The sequence below is a fragment of the Acidovorax sp. Root402 genome, assembly GCF_001425125.1.
Lineage (GTDB): Bacteria > Pseudomonadota > Gammaproteobacteria > Burkholderiales > Burkholderiaceae_C > Acidovorax > Acidovorax delafieldii.
In genome coordinates this window covers 192,322-210,093 of sequence record NZ_LMDQ01000001.1, presented here as the reverse complement: position 1 = coordinate 210,093, position 17,772 = coordinate 192,322, and the positions used below count along the sequence as shown (strand labels likewise).

Genomic DNA, 17,772 nt, shown 5'->3' with positions numbered 1-17,772 from the left:
GCTCAGGTGGCCGCGGTGGTAATGGTGGTAATCATTCGTGCACCCAGTGCCCGCTGTTCACCATTGGCCCGCGTGAGTGCGGGCGGCATCATGCCCATGCCTTGGAAGGCAGCGGCGCGTGCGGTGGTGATGGGGAGAGAGGTGAACGACATGAAGGGCGCAGTGTACCGGATGCAGGCCGGGGCCTGTCAACCCGCCTGTACGCGCCTATGCGCACCTGTGTGAGCCTGTGTGCGCCTGTGGCGCAACGGCCTCACCGGGCCTGGGTGGCCGCCACCCGCACCATGCGGATCGCATCGAACGGGCAGCGCACCGCACACAGCGCGCACCCGGTGCAGCCGGGCGCATCGTGCAGGGTGGAGCACTTGGGGCCCCAGGGCCCCGCGCCCAACACCTGCAGCGACAGCACATGCGGCGGGCACACCGCAATGCACCAGCCGCAGCCGGTGCAGCGCTGGGGGTCGATGGTGGGCAGGGCCTTGGGGGTGGTGGTGGTCATGGGGTGCGGTGGTGCTGGCAGTGTGCCCCTGGAGCGGGCTCCCCACAAGGAGCGCGCTACAGTGCCCCCCATGAACGCAGAACCCCACTCCACCATCACCCGCCATCTGTTGATCACCGGCCAGGTGCAGGGCGTGGGCTACCGCTGGTCCATGGCGCAGGCCGCCAATCGACTGGGCGTGACGGGCTGGGTGCGCAACCGCGAGGATGGCCGCGTGGAGGCCTGCGCCTGGGGCCCGGAACCCGCCGTGCTGGCGCTGATCGACTGGGCGCACCAGGGGCCAGCACATGCGCGGGTGGACCGCGTGGTGGTAGGCAATGTGCCCGATGGCGGCGAGGCCCCGCAGGGCTTCACGCAGCGCGAGACGGTGTAGCGCCCAGCTGCCTGAGCAACTCCATCGCCCCTGCCGGCGCCCGCTCTTTGGCGCCGTTGATGAAGTACACAAACACATCGCGTGGCCGGTCGCCGCTGGTCCAGGTGCGCACGCCCTGTGCCCACTGCGCAATGGCATCGGCGGTGTAGCCCGTGGGCACACCGGCCTGGCCACGCATCAGCCGCAGGTAGGCAAAGTCGGCCTCTGCATCCGCGATGGCCGGAAATTGGTCGGAGTCGGTGTACACAGGCACGCAGCCATACCGGCGCGCCAGCGCCACAAACGCTGGCGTCGCAAAACTCGGGTGGCGCACATCCAGCGCGTGGCGCAGCTGCAGGCCATCCACCTGCTGCGGCAGCAGGGCCAGAAAGGCCCCGAAGTCGCCCGGCTCAAACGCCTTGGTCGGCATGAACTGCCACACGATGGGCCCGAGCTTGTCCTTCAGTTCCGAGATGCCACTGTCGACAAACCGCGCGATCGAATCGCCCGCCTCGACCAGCACGCGCCGGTGCGTGGTAAAGCGGTTGGCCTTGAGTGAGAACACAAAGCCTTCGGGCGTTTCATCGCGCCATTTGGCAAAGGTGGGTGGTTTGAAGGTGCTGTAGTAGGTGCCGTTGACCTCAATCGCGGTGAGCTGTCGGCTGGCGTATTGCAGCTCCTTGCTGTGCGCCAGCCCTGCGGGGTAGAAGCTGCCGCGCCAGGGCTCGAAGGTCCAGCCGCCGATGCCGACGCGGATGCGTGGGTTGCTGGCGCTGATCTCGCTCTGCGGGGTGCTGACAGGTGTGTCCACGGCGTTGCCCTTTTGAGAGTCCACGGAGCGGCCACTGTAGCAGCGGCGCTGGTGCGCATGCCTATGCCGGGAGCGCTTCTGGCAGCTCTACCCGCGCCTCCAGCCCCTGCGCGCCGTCCGCGCGTGGCCCCAGCACCAGGCGGCCGCCCAGGGCCTTGGCCAGCTCGCTGGCAATGGCCAGGCCCAGACCGGTGCCACCGGTGCCCCGGTTGCGCGAATCTTCCAGCCGCACATAGGGCTGCAGCACGGCGGCGAGGTCCGCCGGGGGGATGCCAGGCCCATGATCGATGACGCGCACCAGGCACTGGCCTGGCCTTTCTGCCTCCAGCGTCAGCTCGGCGGCACCCGCAAACTTGAGCGCGTTGTCCACCAGGTTGCACAGCAGGCGGCGCAGGGCCTGGGGGCGGGTGTCGCAGGTCACATCCACTGCCTGCAGCACTTGTACCGGCAGGCCGGCATCGGCGTAGTCGCGCGCAATGCTCTCCACCAGCGCGCGCAGGTCCACGCGCTGCGGGGGCTCGCGCACGGCCTGCGATGAGCGCGCGTAGGCAATGCCCTCTTCCACCAGCGACTGCATTTCGGCCAGGTCGGCGTGCAGCTTGTCGCGCAGCGTGGTGTCGTCCAGCAGATCCGCGCGCAGGCGCAGCCGGGTGATGGGTGTTTGCAGGTCGTGCGCGACGGCGGCCAGGATCTGCATGCGTTCCTGAAGATGCGCCTGGATGCGCTGCTGCATATGGTTGAAGGCAACGGCGGCGCGCACCACTTCGCGCGGGCCGTCTTCAGCCAGCGGCACGGTGGGGCGGTCGGCGCCCAGCGCATCGGCCGCATCGGCCAGCGTGCTCAGGGTCCGCGTGGCTGCACGCACGGCCCAGGCGCACAGGCCCACCAGCAGCGCCAGCTGCAGCGCCAGTGCGCCCAGCACCCAGGGCGATATCTGCAGCCGGGGCTCGTCCATGTCCACGGCCAGGGGCGTACCGTCGGCCAGGCGCAGTTGCAGCCGCAGCTCGATGCCCGGCACATGGGGGTCGATCACCTGCACCGGGCGGTCAGTGGGCAGAGTGGCCGCCACAGCGCTGGCAACGAGGCGGGCCAGCTGGGACGGGTCGGCAGGTGCGTCCATCGGCTCGGCCAGCGCAAAGCGGTAGTTGCGGCGCGCCAGCCGGTCCACCCACTGTGCGCGCTCGGTGGCAGGCAGGCGTTCCAGCATGGCGACCGAGCTGGCCACGTCGCTGGCGAAATACGACACCATGGCCCGCCGCATGGTCATGCTGCGCTCGGTGAACGCCAGCACAAACGTCAGCGCATGCGCCAACGCCAGGCCCAGTGCCATCACCAGCAGAATGCGCCCGAACAAAGAGCGTGGCCACCAGCGCAGCGTCATGGCGCAGCTCCTGCGACTGCTGCCGCAGTTTGCACATCGGCGCAGAACACATAGCCCTCGTTGCGCACGGTCTTGATGTAGCGCGAGCCGCGCGCGCCATCGCCCAGCCGCTGGCGCACACGGCTCACCAGCAGGTCGATGGAGCGGTCGAACACATCGGCATCGCGCCCCTGTGTGAGCTGCAGCAGCTGGTCGCGTGTGAGGATGCGCTGCGGGTGGTCCAGCAGCACACGCAGCAGGCGGTATTCGGCGCCCGACAGCGCCACCACTGCGCCCGTGGCATCGAGCAGGTGGCGTGCGGTGGTGTCCAGCCGCCAGTCCCCAAACGTGAGGTGGCGCGTGGGCTCGGCCTTGGCCAGATTGGGCGGCAGCATGCGCGTGCGCCGCAGCACCGCGTGGATGCGTGCCAGCAGCTCGCGCGCGGCGAAGGGCTTGGTCAGGTAGTCGTCCGCACCCAGCTCCAGGCCCAGGATGCGGTCCGCCTCGTCGCTGCGTGCGGTGAGCATGATGATGGGCAGCGGCGGCGCGCCGGGGCTGCGCAGCTCGCGGCACAGTGCGATGCCATCGGTGCCCGGCAGCATCAGGTCCAGCACCAGCAGGTCGATGCGCTGCGTGGCCAGTACCTCGCGCATTTGCCGCCCGTCGGCGGCCACGCTCACCTGCAGGCCCTGGCGCTGCAAGTACTCGGCAGCCAGTTCGCGGATGCCGGCGTCGTCATCGACGATCAGGATGTGGTCGGGAGCGGGCGTCGTCATGGCGGCCATTGTCCGGGCTTTGGTGGTGCAGCGGTATGGGCTGGGTGGGCAGATATGTATCTCAACTTGTCTGCCCGGTGCATCGACAAGCGCGCATACCAAAAGCCCCTGGCCAGACAAATCGCCGATACCTGCGCTGGCTTCAATGAGGTCTTCCTGAACTTCACGAGGACCTTGCCATGAAACCATCCATCGCCGTGACCGCCCTGCTGACCCTGGGCCTGGCGCAGGCAGTCAGCGCGCAAGAGGCTGCGGCAGCGCCGCCAGCCGCTGTGGCACCAGCGCCGGGCACCGCTCACCCCAAAGCCCCCCTGGGCCGCTGGATCACCGAGAGCGGCAATCTGGAAGTGAACATCGCTCCTTGCAATCCCGCTGGCGGCAACGCCCTGTGTGGCAAGGTGGTGCGCGTGCTAGCCAACCGCTCCATGAGCGCGCCGGGCGCCGACATGGCGGCGGCCGACGCGCGGCCTGCGCTGGGCATGACCCTGCTGTCGGGCCTGCGCCCGGCGGAGGGCGGCAGCAGCGAGTACCAGGGCGAAATCTACAACCGCGAGAACGCCAAGACGTACCGCGTCAACCTGACGCCGGCCGAGCCGGAACAACTGCTGGTGCACGCGTACGTGGGCATTCCGCTGTTCGGCAAAACCCAGGTGTGGCGCCGTCCGGCGGCCGAGCAGGGGAGCGGGCAATGACCATGGCCACCACCTCGCCATGGCTGGCCGTGGCCGCCGGCATGCTCACGGTGGGGGCGCCCTGCGTGTTGCCCATGCTGCCAGTGGTGCTGGGGGCCTCGGTGAGCGGCGCCGACTCAGCGCAGCGCACACGCCCACTGTTCATTGCCCTGGGCTTTGCGCTGTCGTTCGCGGCCGTGGCCCTGCTGTTCAGCAGCTTCACGCAGGTGCTGGGTGTGTCTCAGGAAGGCCTGCGCCGGTTTGCCGCTGTGATGCTGCTGGTGTTTGGCGTGCTCACGGTGTGGCCCCGGCCGTTCCAGTGGCTCAGCCAACATGCGGGCGGCGTGCTCAACCGCATGGCCAGCCTGGGCATGGGCAGCGGGGGTGGCAACTGGGGCGGACTGCTGCTCGGCCTGAGCCTGGGCGCGGTCTGGACACCCTGCGCCGGGCCGGTGCTCGCCTCCATCCTCACCCTCATCGCCACCGAGCCTGCGGGCGTAGGCACCGCCGTACTGCTGCTCGCGTATTCCACCGGCGCCGCGCTGCCCATGCTGGCCATTGCCTATGGCGGCCAGGCCGCGGCCACCCATGTGCGCCGCATTGCACGCCACGCACACCGCGTGCAGCAGGTGTTTGGCGTGGTGGTCATTGCCATCGCGCTGGCCATGCTGTGGGAGGTGGATGGGCAGATCACGGTCTGGCTTACGCAGTTTTATCCCTCGGGCTGGGGCGGCCTGTAAGGGGCGACACCCCACCGATTGCAAGGAGCTTTCACCATGACATTGCACCCCTCTTCATCGCGCTTTTCCGAGCGCCGCGCCTTCCTGGCGTCGATGGCCGCTGCACTGGCGGCCCCTGGCTTGGCGTACGCGGCGGGCCCCGCCAGCCCCGCCTCAGCGTTGCCCGACTTGGGCGCTGCGCCCGAGTTCACCGGCATCGAGCGCTGGCTCAACTCCGAACCGCTGAGCCTGGCGCAGTTGCGCGGCCGCGTGGTGCTGGTGGATTTCTGGACGTACGCCTGCATCAACTGCATCCGCACCCTGCCCCATGTGAACCGCTGGGCCGAGCAGTACACGCCCCAGGGGCTCACCGTGGTGGGGGTGCACACGCCAGAGTTTCCGTTTGAGCGCCCGACCGCCAACGTGGAAGCCGCCATGCGCCGTCATGGCGTGAAGCACCCCGTGGCACAGGACAACCGCTACGGCACCTGGAAGGCCTACAGCAACCAGTACTGGCCCGCCACCTACCTGATCGATGCGCAAGGCCGCATTCGCTACAAGCACTTTGGCGAAGGCGAGTACGAGCGCACCGAGGGCGTGATCCGCACCTTGCTGGCCGCGCGGGGCTGATCGGCCCGACCGATTCCGTTTTCTTTTTTGTTCTTCCCCATCCCACGTTTCTTGACCGAGGCCTTCTCACCATGCGCTCTTTTCATCGCCACCTCACCCCTTCCTTCACCGCCGTCGCCTTGGCCTGCACCCTCCTGGGGACCGCGCCTGACAGCCAGGCCCAGGCTCCGCAGCTGCCGCCGCCGGACGCCACCAACCCTGTGACCCTGCAGCTGATGCAGGGCTTCCCCCCGGCGCCTGACAAGGTGGTGCGTTTGGCCAACATCCTCAAGTACCCCAACGTGCGCTGGGCCGCGCAGCACCTGCGCGAACTGGGGCCCACGGCCACCATCTGGCGCGGTGCAGCAGCGCCCAGCGCACTGCCCGCAGCGCCGCGTGCCTTGCCCGACACCCTGGCGTTTGCCGACGACAAGGGCGCGCCCACCACGCTGGCCGACTGGCAGAAGGCCACCTACACCGACGCCCTGCTGGTGCTGCACCGGGGCCGTGTGGTGTATGAGCGTTATCACATCGGCATGCAGCCGCAGCAGCCACATGTGCTGTGGTCCATGAGCAAATCGCTGGTGGGGCTGCTGGTGACCGAACTCATCCAGGAAGGCGCCATCGACCCCAGTGCGCGCATCGTGCGTTACCTGCCCGAGCTGGCCAACAGCGCCTGGGCCGATGCCACCGTGCAGCAGACCCTGGACATGACCACCGGCGTCAAATACGCCGAAGACTTTGCGGACCCCACCTCCGGTGTTTTTCAGTATCTGGCCGCTGCGGGCCTGCAGCCTGCGCGCCCCGGCAGCAACGGGGCCAAGAGCATGGCCGAACACCTGCCCACCGTGCAGAAGGACGGCGAGCACGGCACCGCGTTTGCCTACAAGTCGGTGGACACGGAAGTGCTGGGCTGGCTGCTGCAGCGCGTGACTGGCAAGAGCTACGCCACGCTGTTGTCCGAGCGCATCTGGTCCAAGCTGGGCACGCAGGAGGACGCGTATGTGTTTGCCGATGCCAACGGCGGCCAGGCCACCAGCGTGGGCGTGAACGCCACTTTGCGTGACCTGGGCCGTCTGGGCGAGATGCTGCGATCCAACGGCCGTTTCAACGGCCAGCAGATCGTCTCGCCCGCCACCATTGCCGAGCTGCGCAAAGGGGCCGACCCCGCCCAGTTCAGCAAGGCCCCAGGCGCGGCCATGCGCGCGGGCTACTCGTACCACAACCAGTGGTGGATACCCCACGATGCCGATGGCACCTTTGAAGCCAAAGGCCTGATGGGCCAGCACATCCACATCAACCCGGCGGCCGAGCTGGTGGTGGTGAAGTTCTCCACGCACCCCGTGCCCAACACCGCCTTCACCCACGCGCTGGACCGGCAAGCCTTTGCGGCACTGGCCAAGGCCGTGCGCTGAGCCTGCCCGCACGTTGCTGCTCCACCCCCCACGAGGACCGATTCACCATGTCTCCCCAACCCTGGCTGGCTAGCTATGGCGCCATCCCTGCCCACATCGATCCCGACAGCCATCCCAGCATCGTGCACCTGCTGTGTGCCGCCATGCAGCGTTATGCGCACCGGCCCGCATTCACCTGCCTGGGCCAGACGCTGACCTATGCGCATGTAGACCAGCAATCCCGCGCGTTTGCGGCCTACCTGCAGAACGTGCTGCGCGTGCGCAAGGGCGACCGCATTGCCGTGATGTGCCCGAACCTGATGGCGTTTCCCATCGCCATGCTCGGTATTGCGCGCGCGGGCTGTGTGCAGGTCAACGTGAACCCGCTCTACACCCCGCGCGAGCTGGAGCACCAGCTATGGGACGCAGGCGCCCGGGTGATGGTGATCTATGCCGGGTCTACCGCCACCCTGGCCGCCATCCAGGACCGGGTGGAACTGCACAGCGTCATCACCGTGGCGCCTGGCGACGGCACCGCAGCCGACCTGCCCGGGCCGCCGGTGGATGCCCACCTGCACACCACCACCTCGTTTGCGCGCGCCCTGGCCGAGGGCGCCACCCTGCCTTTTGCGCCACCTGTGCTGGAGGGGGGCGACCTGCTGTTCCTGCAGTACACCGGGGGCACCACGGGCCTGTCCAAGGGCGCCATGCTCACGCACCGCAATCTGGTGGCCAATGTGGAGCAGTTCAAGGCCTTCGTGCCCGATGCCCTGCGCCCCGCACAGGAGGTCGTCGTCACGGCCATTCCGCTGTATCACATCTTCGCGCTCATGGTGAACCTGATCAGCTACTTTGCGGTGGGTGCGCGCAACTGGCTGGTGCCCAACCCGCGCGACCTGGACGGGTTGATCGACGTGCTGAACGCCGCGCGCCCCAGCGTGTTCATGGGCGTCAACACGCTGTACGCCGGGCTGGCGGTGCACCCCGGCACGCAGGGCGTGGACTTCTCCAACCTGCGGCTGGCGGGTGGCGGTGGTGCCGCCATCCTCCCCTCGGTATCCGCCCGCTGGCAGGCCATCACCGGCCAGTTCATCCGCGAAGGCTACGGCCTGAGCGAGACCAGCCCCGTGGTGGCCTTCAACCCCGCATCGGTCACCGCCTTCAGCGGCAGCACCGGGCTGCCCCTGCCTTCCACCGACGTTCTGCTGCTGGACGACCACGGCCACCCCGTGCCCCTGGGCCAGCCCGGCGAGGTCTGCGTGAAAGGCCCCCAGGTCATGGGCGGCTACTGGCAACAGCCCGAGGCCAACGCAGCCGCCTTCACCCCCGACGGCTACTTCCGCACCGGCGACATCGGCCAGCTGGACGAGCGCGGTTTTCTCAAGATCGTGGACCGTAAGAAGGACATGGTCATCGTGTCAGGCTTCAACGTCTTTCCCAACGAAGTCGAAGCCGTAGCCACCGCCTGCCCCGGCGTGCTGGAATGCGCCTGCATCGGCGTGCCGGACGAGAAGACGGGCGAGGCGTTGCGGCTGTATGTGGTGCGCGCGGCGGGCACTGCGCCACCGGTGGATGCCGACCACATCGCAGCCCATTGCCGCGCAGCGCTCACTGCCTACAAGGTGCCCCGGCAGATCGTGTTTGTGGAGGCCCTGCCCAAGTCCAGCGTTGGCAAGATCCTGCGCCGCGAGCTGCGCGACATGGCGTGAGTGCAGGGGTCGACGGTTTCAGAAGGCTGCGGGCTTGCGCAGATGAGAGGTGCGACACACCTCAGCGCTTGTTTGTCATCAGCCCCGCCGCTGCAGATCCCGTGCCCCGTAAGCGCAGTAGCCTGGCTTGGGGCTTTTCTTCTGCGGGTGCAGGCGACAGGTCTCGGGCCGCTTGTCATACACCGTGCACAGCCGCGTCTTGGGGTCCAGAAAGTTGCAGTCCCCACTCGCCCGTCGCGCCATCGTGAAGATCGCGTTCTTGTGGTTGAAGTGGTCGATCAGCCGCGCCTTTTGCAGCCGCTTGGCAATGTGGCGGATTTCCTCATGCTCGGCCTCGAACGGGTCCACCAGTTCGAGCCGCACCAGGTCTGACAGCTGCACCTCCAGCGGCATCGTGCAGCAGTTGGCCGCGCAGGTGTCGCACAGGCCTGCGCGGTAGCGGGTCCAGGTGTCCAGGCGGTCTACGTCAACGATGGAGATGGAGGAGCGCATGAGAAGCCTGGGGTTTTCTGTCAAGTGGATGGGGGCGTGGCGCATGCAGGCAGCTCTGCGTGAGCAACAAGCGCGCTTGGTATATGTATTTATATACAGGGGGACAAGGTGGCGACATAATGTCGCTAAATTTTCCCGCCTAGATATCATGATACTCACCACTGCAGACGACCAGCCGGCCCTGAACTACCTGTATGCCGCACAAGCCGCTTGGCCTGCTCTCGATATGGCGCAGCATTTCGGAGTTTCCGTCCGCACCCTGCAACGCTGGAAAGGTGGGGAAATCGTTCCTCCGCGTCATGTCGTTGCTGAGCTCCAGCGTCTGTTGGACTTTGGCGCCTCACAAACTCCCAAGGGGGACTTCCGGTTCATTGACCTCTTTGCAGGAATCGGTGGCATCCGTCAGGCCTTTGAGGCCATTGGCGGTGAATGCGTTTTTACCAGCGAATGGGACGAGTACGCACAAAGGACCTACGCAGAAAACTATCCAGGAGGGCACCCGATCAACGGGGACATCACGAAGATCGAAGCAGGCGAAGTACCTGATCACGATGTTCTTCTGGGGGGCTTTCCCTGCCAGCCTTTTTCGATTGCCGGTGTTTCAAAGAAGAACGCGCTAGGCCGCGCGCACGGTTTCCAGGACGAGACGCAAGGCACGCTATTTTTTGATGTAGCCCGCATCATTGCGGAAAAGCGTCCTAAGGCGTTTCTGCTGGAGAACGTCAAAAACCTGAAGTCCCATGACAAGGGTCGGACTTTCGATGTCATCCAACGCACGCTTAGGGATGAGCTGGGCTACCAGATCCACTGCCAGGTGATTGATGGAGCTCACTTCGTTCCTCAACACCGTGAGCGAATCCTGATTGTCGGCTTTAGGGATCCGGTTATTTTCGATTGGGACATGGTCGACCTTCCCGCCAAGGGTGTCCATGTGCTGGGAGACATCCTCCATCGAGGGAAAGAGGAGCCATTTATTGAGGCCGATGGTGAAAAGTATTTCGACCATAAGGCAGGGCGAGTTCTGGACAAGTACACCCTGACCGACAAGCTCTGGGCCTATCTGCAGGACTACAAGAAAAAGCACCAAGCCGCAGGCAACGGCTTTGGCTTCGGACTGGTGACTCCGGACAGCGTGACCCGAACGCTTTCCGCACGTTACTACAAGGATGGTTCCGAAATTCTTGTAAGCCAAGGCAGCAAGAAAAACCCGCGACGACTGACTCCTCGTGAGTGCGCGCGTCTTATGGGCTTCCCGGACTCTTTTAAGATTCCGGTGTCGGATACCCGTGCGTACAAGCAGTTTGGCAACTCAGTTGTTGTGCCTGTCATGGAAGCGGTAGCTCGTGCGATGCAACCGATGATTCTGAGCTCTTTGAATCAACTGGTTGACGATCGACGGGCCGCTTGAGGTGTCTAAAGCCGATTGACAAATGGCCGATATTGTTGACTCTGCGACACGCAGCCGGATGATGTCCGGCATCCGTGGCCGCGATACAAAGATTGAGTTGGCATTGCGTAAGGCGCTGCATGCAAGTGGTCTGCGATACCGGTTGCACTACAGAAAGCTGCCTGGCAGACCGGACATGGCGTTCATCGGGGCGAAGGCTGCTGTCTTCATAAATGGCTGCTTCTGGCATGGCCATGATTGCCCGTTCTTCCGGCTTCCGGCATCCAACGTGGAGTTTTGGCGGGCTAAGATCGACGCGAACCGGTCACGCGATATCGCCACGCTTGATGCTCTGCACGGGTTGGGGTGGCGCACTGCGATCGTCTGGGAGTGCGCGATGCGTGGCCGTCCGGCGAATGAGTTATCTGCTTTAGTGGGCCGACTTAAGGAGTGGATTCGCGAGGGCTGCAGCAACTTGGATATCAGGGGGCCCTTACCCGAGGAGATTGCGGTGATGCATGCGACAAAAGTTAAAGCAGAGTGAAGGGCAGCGATATGCAACAAGACATGTTTACTGCAGAGCCGGAAGCATCTCTCGACGATCTCATTGCCGTTCTCGAAGGCGCGGAGCAGGTGTACCTCAAGAAGCTCTCGCTCAACGACTGGCAGTGGAGCGAGAACCCGCGGGCACACCAAGCGGGAGTCTACATTCCCCAGCAAGACCGGGACGGCGGGTTCTTCCCTCCGCTGGGACTCAAGGACCGTCAAGAGGGAGGAGCGCCGATCCGTGAGATCTGGTTCGAGCTTGAATGGCCTCAAGCTGCTCGCACGAAGACCGCCCGACTGGTTCACTACATGAGCAAGGGACCGGAGACACATCTCACCAATCTTGTGAAGGAGCCATTTTGCGGCATAAGCCCTGCATCCCTTCTTGTTATCGCGCGGGATCGACTTGGGGAGGGCAGTCTGCGATTCAGGGCGCTCATCGTGGACTCAAATGGCGCTGGTGTTGATTACCTCCGCGATCTTTTTGGCTTCGACTCCGCTTTCATTTCGGGTTGTTTTGTCCCCGAAACTGTTGCGAGGGAATCCGAAGAGCGTGTGCTGGACCATGTCGAACAGGCGGTATTTGCATGGCGCTCCGGCACGCTGGAGGCGTTTGCCGGGGCCCATGCAGTCATTCCGGGAACCAGCCAGATGGCGGCGATGGCTCAGGCGGCGTACTTGGAAGCCAATGGTCTTTTCTCGCTGGATCCCTTTGCGATGAAAGCACCCGGCGACGCAGTCATGCAGATCAGCCGCGACATTGAATATCGCCTGTTCAGGGAGTTCGAGCTAAGAGCGAGATCGATGGAGCTTGTGCGCATCGTTTTGGGCATGGAAAGCGCGAGCATGTCGGTAGAACGGGCTTTGCGGGCATTGATCACCGAGTTCCCACGCATAGACAAGGTAATGCTGTCTGCGGCTCAGCAGCGCAAATCGCGCGCTGGCAAATCATTCGAGCTGCATATCGAGCGCATTCTGAAAGACGGGCGAGTCCCTTACGAGGCTCAGGTGGTCATCGAATCGAAGAAACGTCCGGACTTCGTCCTGCCTGACTTCCGTCTCTACTCGGATACAGGACGTGCACGGGAGGAGGCATTGGTGCTCAGCGCAAAAACAACCCTTCGCGAACGCTGGAAACAGGTCCACGGAGAGATCCGGGATTGCGACCTGTACCTGGCCACTGTGGACGAGAACGTTGCTGCAAGCGCAATCTCTGACATGGGAGAAGAGGGCATCATTCTTGTCGTTCCCGAGTCGCTGAAAGTTTCAGACGCCGCGGTGTACCGAAAGCAGAGTAGCGTGATCTCGTTTGGCGAGTTCTTTGACCTGCACTTGCGTCGCGACCGGTACCCACTCTGGCAGACCAGAGGCTTGTTGCCCTAAAAGATGTTGCCCGATCAGGAAGCAGGCTAATTAGAGTCCTGATAGTTTGTTTTTTGGATCGACAACCAATGTGAATCCAGTACATTCTGATGCAGGGGCTGGGGGACATTCGACTGCCGATCGGCCTAGTGAATTTAACGATGCCGCAAGATGAATGATCTGACCAACCTCCCGGACCCTTCCCGACTGATCCATGGGCTTCGCGATACAGGCTATGACTTCAACACGGCAGCAGCCGACATTGTTGACAACTCAATTGCGGCAGAAGCGCAGAACGTCAATATCCGGATAGATCTTCATGCAGACGGACGTAAATTTGTCCTGTTCGGGGACGACGGCAAGGGCATGGATGAGGCAGGCCTGTTTGCCGCAATGCGCTATGGTGCGCCCGCCCGCACCAATCTGCAGAGTCTTGGGAAATTCGGGCTCGGTCTGAAAACCGCCTCGAGTTCCATCTGCCTGCGGTTCACACTGATCTCGCGCAATAATCCCGATGCACCCCTTTCGAAGCTTGCCTGGGATCTGGAACATGTGCAGACCGAGAACAGGTGGGAAATGCTGAAAGAGCCGATCACCAAGAGCGAAGAACAAGACTTCGATGAGCTCTGCGGAGAGACGGGCACCCTGCTCATCTGGTCCAAGTGCGATCGCATGCTGTCGAAATCCTACACAGAGCCAGCGGGTACAGCCGAGCGGAAGGCAGTAACTTCCCGGGTGAAGAAGCTGCGTGAGCATCTTGCACTCGTCTTTCACAGATTCCTCGATCACGCTGAGACCCGATACCGCAACGTGCGCATCTCGGTCGATGGCGAAGCTGTCTCACACTGGAATCCCTTTTATCCACAACGATCTCTCCAAGCGCTACCTGAGGGCGCCAGGGTTTTTGAGATCGAGCTCGAAGACGGGTCCATCGAGCAAGCAACCATGAATGCTTGGCTTCTCCCTCACGCAAAGGAGATGACCAATGAGGAAAACGAGCGCTACGCCAAGATTTCCAGCCGTGGTCAGGGTTTCTACATCTACCGCGAAGGTCGTCTCATCCATTACGGAGGGTGGCTGGGGGTGTTCCGTTCTGACGATCCGCACTACTCCTTGCTACGTGTCGAGTTCGATTTTGGACACAAGCTTGACGATGCCTTCAGGGTGGATGTGAAGAAATCGCGCATCCTTTTCGATCCAGCGCTCGAAGAAGCGCTCAAGGAAAGGTTGGCTTCCGTTCACCGCGAAGCCGACCAGCGATACCGACGCAAGAAGAAGCAGCTTTCGGCTGACTTGACCATCGACCATAGCGGAGCCAACAACAGTATTGCGGGTGCCAAGTTCACGAAGAAGCCATCGGTCGAATCCGTGGACCCTGCAGCGCAGGAAGCGGTGGTTAGCAATAACAGGGGCGCAGGCATTCGCATCCACGTTCCTGTGCAGGGGAATGTGGATCCGGCTTCTGTGTACGTTGAAGCAGTGACTGACATTACAAGTGGCCGGCTCTGGGAGCCGGCGCTTCGCAGTACCGGGACTTCTGGTTTTTCGACTGGCGTGCGGCTGAACAAGCACCACGATTTCTATCAGAAGATTTATCTCAAGGCGGCGGCTTCGGGCTACGCCGTCGAAGGTATGGACCTGTTGCTCTGGGCTTTTTCGGCGGCCGAACAGAACAACACCGACCACGAGTTGCAGCCGATCTTTGAAGACATCCGACAGGAGATCTCTGGCAACCTTGAGAAGCTGCTGCGCGACACACCATTGCCGACGGAAACTGAGCTGGATGAGCTCAGTGGTGACACTGCCGTTGATCCGTGATCAGGGACAAGTCTGACCTCTTGCGAGAAGAAGCTTGGCGCGGCGTAGGGGCTGGTGTTGTTGTCGTCGCTGACTCACGTGGGTCCCGATCGGGTCTACGCGTCCACTTCGAAGGTTTTGGGCCTGAGGAGGGGCCGTACTTCAGGATCGTGCCCTCGGGATTAAAACGCCACACGGTGACAGCCGAAATCGGGAAATTTGCCAGGCCTTGCGTTGAGCAAATGAAGAAGGCGCTCCCAGAACGCGTGATCGTGGCACGTGCCTTGATCCGTCAGCTCGCAGCTTCGCATGTTCTTGAAATAGCGCCGGACCAGTCTGTCGACGATTGGATCGTCGCAGGCGGAGACTTCCGGATCAAAGTGACTGTCATGGGCATTGCTGATCCCCACAGTGATGAAGCGCTGAGTCTTACTGCACGCGAAGTGATCGTGCCTCTGATGGCATCAATGGCCGAGCTTATTGGCTATGACGACCTTGCAGTCGCCGACGCAGAGTTTGATGAGGAGGGGCGGCTCACTGAGGCAACGGTGAAGCGGCGTGAGCGAAGTCCACGCAACCGGCTGCTCTGCCTTTCGATTCACGGGAAGCGTTGTGCCGTGTGCGGTTTTTCTCCAAGGGAAATGTATGGTCAGGCTGGAGATATTCTTGAGGTTCACCACATCGAATCGCTTGGTCAGCTGACTGCACCCCGCCCCTACGATCCGGCAGTCGACCTGATTCCTCTGTGCCCCAACTGCCACCGAGCTGTGCATACCCGACGCCCAGTGGCACTCCTCCCTGACGAACTTCGAGCGTTGCTCAAGCCATGACGATCACAGTGCCGGCAGCTCTTCCTAACTCCTACGACGATCTGGTCGCCGCTGCTCCAGCTGGCTTTGAGGTCTCTACACGGGTTATGCCGCCGGTACTTGTGATCTTGCGCGAAGGGACGCGATATATCGCCAGACCGGGAGCCCGCAGGATGGACCGCGGTGTTACACGTACGATCAGGTCGAGAGGAATGGATTGCAACTGGGTTGAAGACGCTGGCACCATCTATCCCCTTCCCCGGGATGTTGTCCAAGTCATGACTGCTGCGCTTGCCGGCATGAACCCGGAGCAGCTGACCTTTCCCGAGATATTGCGTCTTGAGCGCAATGCCCGCGAGGAACTGCCCGTCTGCAGGGATATCAATGTCCTAGTGCCCGCCAACGAGGAGGCTGGTAGGGAGATGGAGAACGGGGCCATTCCGGGTCTGCAGGCAACACTGTACGGATACCAAGCGCAAGGCGTGGCGTGGATGTCCCGCATGCTGGACCACGCTGGCGGAGTCATTCTCGCCGACGAGATGGGACTCGGAAAAACCATTCAGATCATTGCGCTGTTCCTGCTTGATCCGCCACAGCTCAAGACCCCCGCTCTCATCGTCTGCCCAACCACGTTGATCGAAAACTGGGTCCGTGAGCTGCATGCGTTCGCACCATCCCTGTCCGTTCTCGTGCATCGAGGCGCTGATAGGGCGGGGCTTCACTGGGACCTCCAGAAGGCCCAGGTGGTGATCACCACCTACGACACCCTCACAAATGATCATGTCATCTTCGGGGCGATCGAGTGGTCATATCTTGTCTGTGACGAGGCTCAGGCGGTAAAAAACCCGGCGTCCCGCCGCAGGATGTCAGTCGCGGGCTTGCGGCGGCGGCGAGCGATTCCGGTGACCGGAACGCCTGTCGAAAACCGTCTTCTCGATTTGTGGTCTTTGATGGACATCGCCATTCCGGGCCTCCTTGGTCCTCAACCGGAATTCGAAGCCCGCTGGCCCGATGACGTGGATTCCGCTCGATCACTGGCAACGATCACTGATCCCTTCGTGCTGAAGCGGCGGGTTGCCGAAGTCGCAAAGGACTTGCCTGAACGGATCGACATCGATGTGCCGCTTGAGCTGGGTGACTTGCTCGCAGAGGAATATGAAAGGGTTCGGACTGAAACCCTCGAAAAATACCCTGTTGCCGGCGCGCTGGTGGCTACCGGGCAGCTGCAGCTTTTCTGCGCCCATCCTTGGTTGCGAGCGCGGGACACAACGCGGGCAACCTGGGAGGATGAGGTTAACGTTGACAGCACATCCACGCTGCCACTTCTCACTCCAAAAGTCGAGCGCACGCTTGCGCTGTTAAGTGAGGCGTTTCTGCGCGGGAAAAAAGTTCTTTTGTTTGCTACTTTCAACCAGTGCGGACCGCTCATCAGAAAGGCCGCCAAGACGCTACCCGTGGCATTCTGGGGAGCCATCAACGGTTCAACTCCACAGGAGGAACGGCAGGCGACAGTTGACAGCTTCACAGCTCACATCGGTCCGGCTGTTCTTGTCCTCAATCCGCGCGCAGCTGGTGCGGGACTAAACATCACGGCTGCAACGGTAGTCATCCATTTCACGCAGGTTTGGAATCCGGCGCTCGAAAAACAGGCAAGTGCGCGCGCCTATCGCCGTGGTCAGACTCATCCGGTGGCAATCTACCGGCTCTTCTATGTGAACACGGTCGAGGAGGTCATGCTCGAGCGGATGCACTGGAAATCTCAGCTGGGCAACGAAGCAGTCCCCGTATCCGTTCGCGACGGCGATGATCTCGCACACGCATTGCGCATTTCTCCTATGGAGCGGCCATGACACGCCAAAGCTACGCAAAGATTCTCAGCGCCAACGATACGGGTGCTACTGGCGCCCACCAAGCGGGCATTCTGGTACCCAAGGCAGATGCCAAGCTGCTGGCTTTTTTTCCTGCACTCGATGCATCAATCATGAATCCTGACGAGTGGATCCATTGCGAAGATGCAAGTGGCGAAGTATGGGAAATGCGCTATGTCTACTACAACAACAAGTTGCACGTTTCAAATGGGACCCGGAACGAATATCGCATTACTTGGATGACCAAGTTTCTTCGAGCGAACAAGGCTGCAGCAGGCGACTCGGTCATTTTCGAAGCCACAGACGAGCCCGGTTACTATAGGATTTCACTCGCCCGAGTCTCGCGGGTTTCAACGGTCAGCAAACAGGGAGTCATCAAGCTTTCGGGTTGGCGGCGAATCCACTGACTCTGCCCGAACCCGATGGCGCGCGGCACCCCAACCAGAAGCGACCCCGCAGGAGCAAGATGGCTTTGAATCATTTCTCTTCTCGCTGCGCTGACCACCCTTCAAGGGGATCCTATTTGCAGAAGGGCTTGCAGAAACGATACACAGGCTTCCCCTTAGCCAACTGACCGCCACCATGGAGCCGTCACGCCCTCTGCACTACAC

19 protein-coding genes are annotated in these 17,772 nt (G+C 62.7%); 13 read left to right on the top strand and 6 right to left on the bottom strand.

Annotation, left to right across the window (positions count from 1 at the left end):
* Nucleotides 1-2 precede the first annotated feature (2 nt).
* Both ASC83_RS23750 and ASC83_RS00955 read right to left on the bottom strand, forming a co-directional pair.
* Nucleotides 3-152, bottom strand: a complete 150-nt coding sequence (locus tag ASC83_RS23750) for a hypothetical protein (RefSeq protein ID WP_156358827.1) — start codon at nt 150-152, stop codon at nt 3-5.
* Nucleotides 153-253: 101 nt separating this feature from the next.
* The gene (locus ASC83_RS00955; protein ID WP_056056843.1) at nt 254-499 is read right to left on the bottom strand and encodes an ATP-binding protein; all 246 of its coding nucleotides are present in this window, start codon (nt 497-499) and stop codon (nt 254-256) included.
* Between the two features lie 70 nt (nt 500-569).
* Here ASC83_RS00955 and ASC83_RS00950 point away from each other — a divergent pair, with 70 nt between their 5' ends.
* Nucleotides 570-872, top strand: coding sequence for an acylphosphatase (locus ASC83_RS00950; protein ID WP_056056841.1), 303 nt, complete (start codon nt 570-572; stop codon nt 870-872).
* Here the strand turns inward: ASC83_RS00950 and ASC83_RS00945 are convergent.
* The 3 genes from ASC83_RS00945 to ASC83_RS00935 all read right to left on the bottom strand — a co-directional run bounded on the left by ASC83_RS00945 (nt 850) and on the right by ASC83_RS00935 (nt 3,798).
* Nucleotides 850-1,662 carry a DUF72 domain-containing protein gene (locus tag ASC83_RS00945; RefSeq protein WP_369816929.1) on the bottom strand — a complete coding sequence of 271 codons (813 nt, stop codon included), beginning with the start codon at nt 1,660-1,662 and terminating at the stop codon, nt 850-852. The genes ASC83_RS00950 and ASC83_RS00945 overlap by 23 nt on opposite strands.
* Nucleotides 1,663-1,723: 61 nt before the next feature.
* Entirely contained in the window at nt 1,724-3,043 is a 1,320-nt protein-coding gene (locus tag ASC83_RS00940; RefSeq protein WP_056056839.1) for a HAMP domain-containing sensor histidine kinase, read from the bottom strand.
* On the bottom strand, nt 3,040-3,798 hold the full coding sequence (locus tag ASC83_RS00935) for a response regulator (RefSeq protein WP_056057643.1): 759 nt from the start codon (nt 3,796-3,798) through the stop codon (nt 3,040-3,042). The genes ASC83_RS00940 and ASC83_RS00935 overlap by 4 nt, the downstream gene beginning before the upstream one ends.
* A 179-nt stretch (nt 3,799-3,977) precedes the next feature.
* On the opposite strand from ASC83_RS00935, the gene ASC83_RS00930 reads away from it, so the two are divergent.
* The 5 genes from ASC83_RS00930 to ASC83_RS00910 all read left to right on the top strand — a co-directional run bounded on the left by ASC83_RS00930 (nt 3,978) and on the right by ASC83_RS00910 (nt 8,900).
* Entirely contained in the window at nt 3,978-4,490 is a 513-nt protein-coding gene (locus ASC83_RS00930) for a DUF2147 domain-containing protein (RefSeq protein ID WP_056056836.1), read from the top strand.
* Complete coding sequence (locus tag ASC83_RS00925) at nt 4,487-5,209, top strand: cytochrome c biogenesis CcdA family protein (protein ID WP_082522280.1); 723 nt, start codon at nt 4,487-4,489, stop codon at nt 5,207-5,209. Before ASC83_RS00930 ends, ASC83_RS00925 begins: the two co-directional genes overlap by 4 nt.
* Before the next feature lie 36 nt (nt 5,210-5,245).
* Nucleotides 5,246-5,818 (top strand): thioredoxin family protein, encoded by a 573-nt coding sequence (locus tag ASC83_RS00920; RefSeq protein WP_056056835.1) that lies wholly within the window; start codon nt 5,246-5,248, stop codon nt 5,816-5,818.
* A gap of 71 nt (nt 5,819-5,889) precedes the next feature.
* Complete coding sequence (locus ASC83_RS00915; protein ID WP_056056833.1) at nt 5,890-7,212, top strand: serine hydrolase; 1,323 nt, start codon at nt 5,890-5,892, stop codon at nt 7,210-7,212.
* A 47-nt stretch (nt 7,213-7,259) separates the two neighbouring features.
* Complete coding sequence (locus ASC83_RS00910) at nt 7,260-8,900, top strand: AMP-binding protein (protein WP_056056831.1); 1,641 nt, start codon at nt 7,260-7,262, stop codon at nt 8,898-8,900.
* Nucleotides 8,901-8,978: 78 nt separating this feature from the next.
* Here ASC83_RS00910 and ASC83_RS00905 read toward each other — a convergent pair whose 3' ends face one another.
* Complete coding sequence (locus tag ASC83_RS00905) at nt 8,979-9,392, bottom strand: YkgJ family cysteine cluster protein (protein WP_056056829.1); 414 nt, start codon at nt 9,390-9,392, stop codon at nt 8,979-8,981.
* A 148-nt stretch (nt 9,393-9,540) separates the two neighbouring features.
* On the opposite strand from ASC83_RS00905, the gene dcm reads away from it, so the two are divergent.
* The 7 genes from dcm (at nt 9,541) to ASC83_RS00870 (ending at nt 17,568) form a co-directional block, all read left to right on the top strand.
* Nucleotides 9,541-10,800, top strand: a complete 1,260-nt coding sequence (dcm, locus tag ASC83_RS00900) for a DNA (cytosine-5-)-methyltransferase (protein ID WP_056057639.1) — start codon at nt 9,541-9,543, stop codon at nt 10,798-10,800.
* Between the two features lie 22 nt (nt 10,801-10,822).
* Nucleotides 10,823-11,323 (top strand): very short patch repair endonuclease, encoded by a 501-nt coding sequence (locus ASC83_RS00895; protein ID WP_056056828.1) that lies wholly within the window; start codon nt 10,823-10,825, stop codon nt 11,321-11,323.
* An 11-nt stretch (nt 11,324-11,334) separates the two neighbouring features.
* Nucleotides 11,335-12,708, top strand: a complete 1,374-nt coding sequence (locus ASC83_RS00890) for a type II restriction endonuclease (protein WP_156379386.1) — start codon at nt 11,335-11,337, stop codon at nt 12,706-12,708.
* 150 nt (nt 12,709-12,858) lie between these two features.
* On the top strand, nt 12,859-14,505 hold the full coding sequence (locus ASC83_RS00885; protein WP_056056824.1) for an ATP-binding protein: 1,647 nt from the start codon (nt 12,859-12,861) through the stop codon (nt 14,503-14,505).
* Nucleotides 14,506-14,681: 176 nt separating this feature from the next.
* The gene (locus tag ASC83_RS00880; RefSeq protein ID WP_156379385.1) at nt 14,682-15,314 is read left to right on the top strand and encodes an HNH endonuclease; all 633 of its coding nucleotides are present in this window, start codon (nt 14,682-14,684) and stop codon (nt 15,312-15,314) included.
* Nucleotides 15,311-17,143 carry a DEAD/DEAH box helicase gene (locus ASC83_RS00875; protein ID WP_056056819.1) on the top strand — a complete coding sequence of 611 codons (1,833 nt, stop codon included), beginning with the start codon at nt 15,311-15,313 and terminating at the stop codon, nt 17,141-17,143. The genes ASC83_RS00880 and ASC83_RS00875 overlap by 4 nt, the downstream gene beginning before the upstream one ends.
* Nucleotides 17,140-17,568 (top strand): EcoRII N-terminal effector-binding domain-containing protein, encoded by a 429-nt coding sequence (locus ASC83_RS00870; protein WP_056056817.1) that lies wholly within the window; start codon nt 17,140-17,142, stop codon nt 17,566-17,568. The genes ASC83_RS00875 and ASC83_RS00870 overlap by 4 nt, the downstream gene beginning before the upstream one ends.
* Nucleotides 17,569-17,772: the final 204 nt, after the last annotated feature.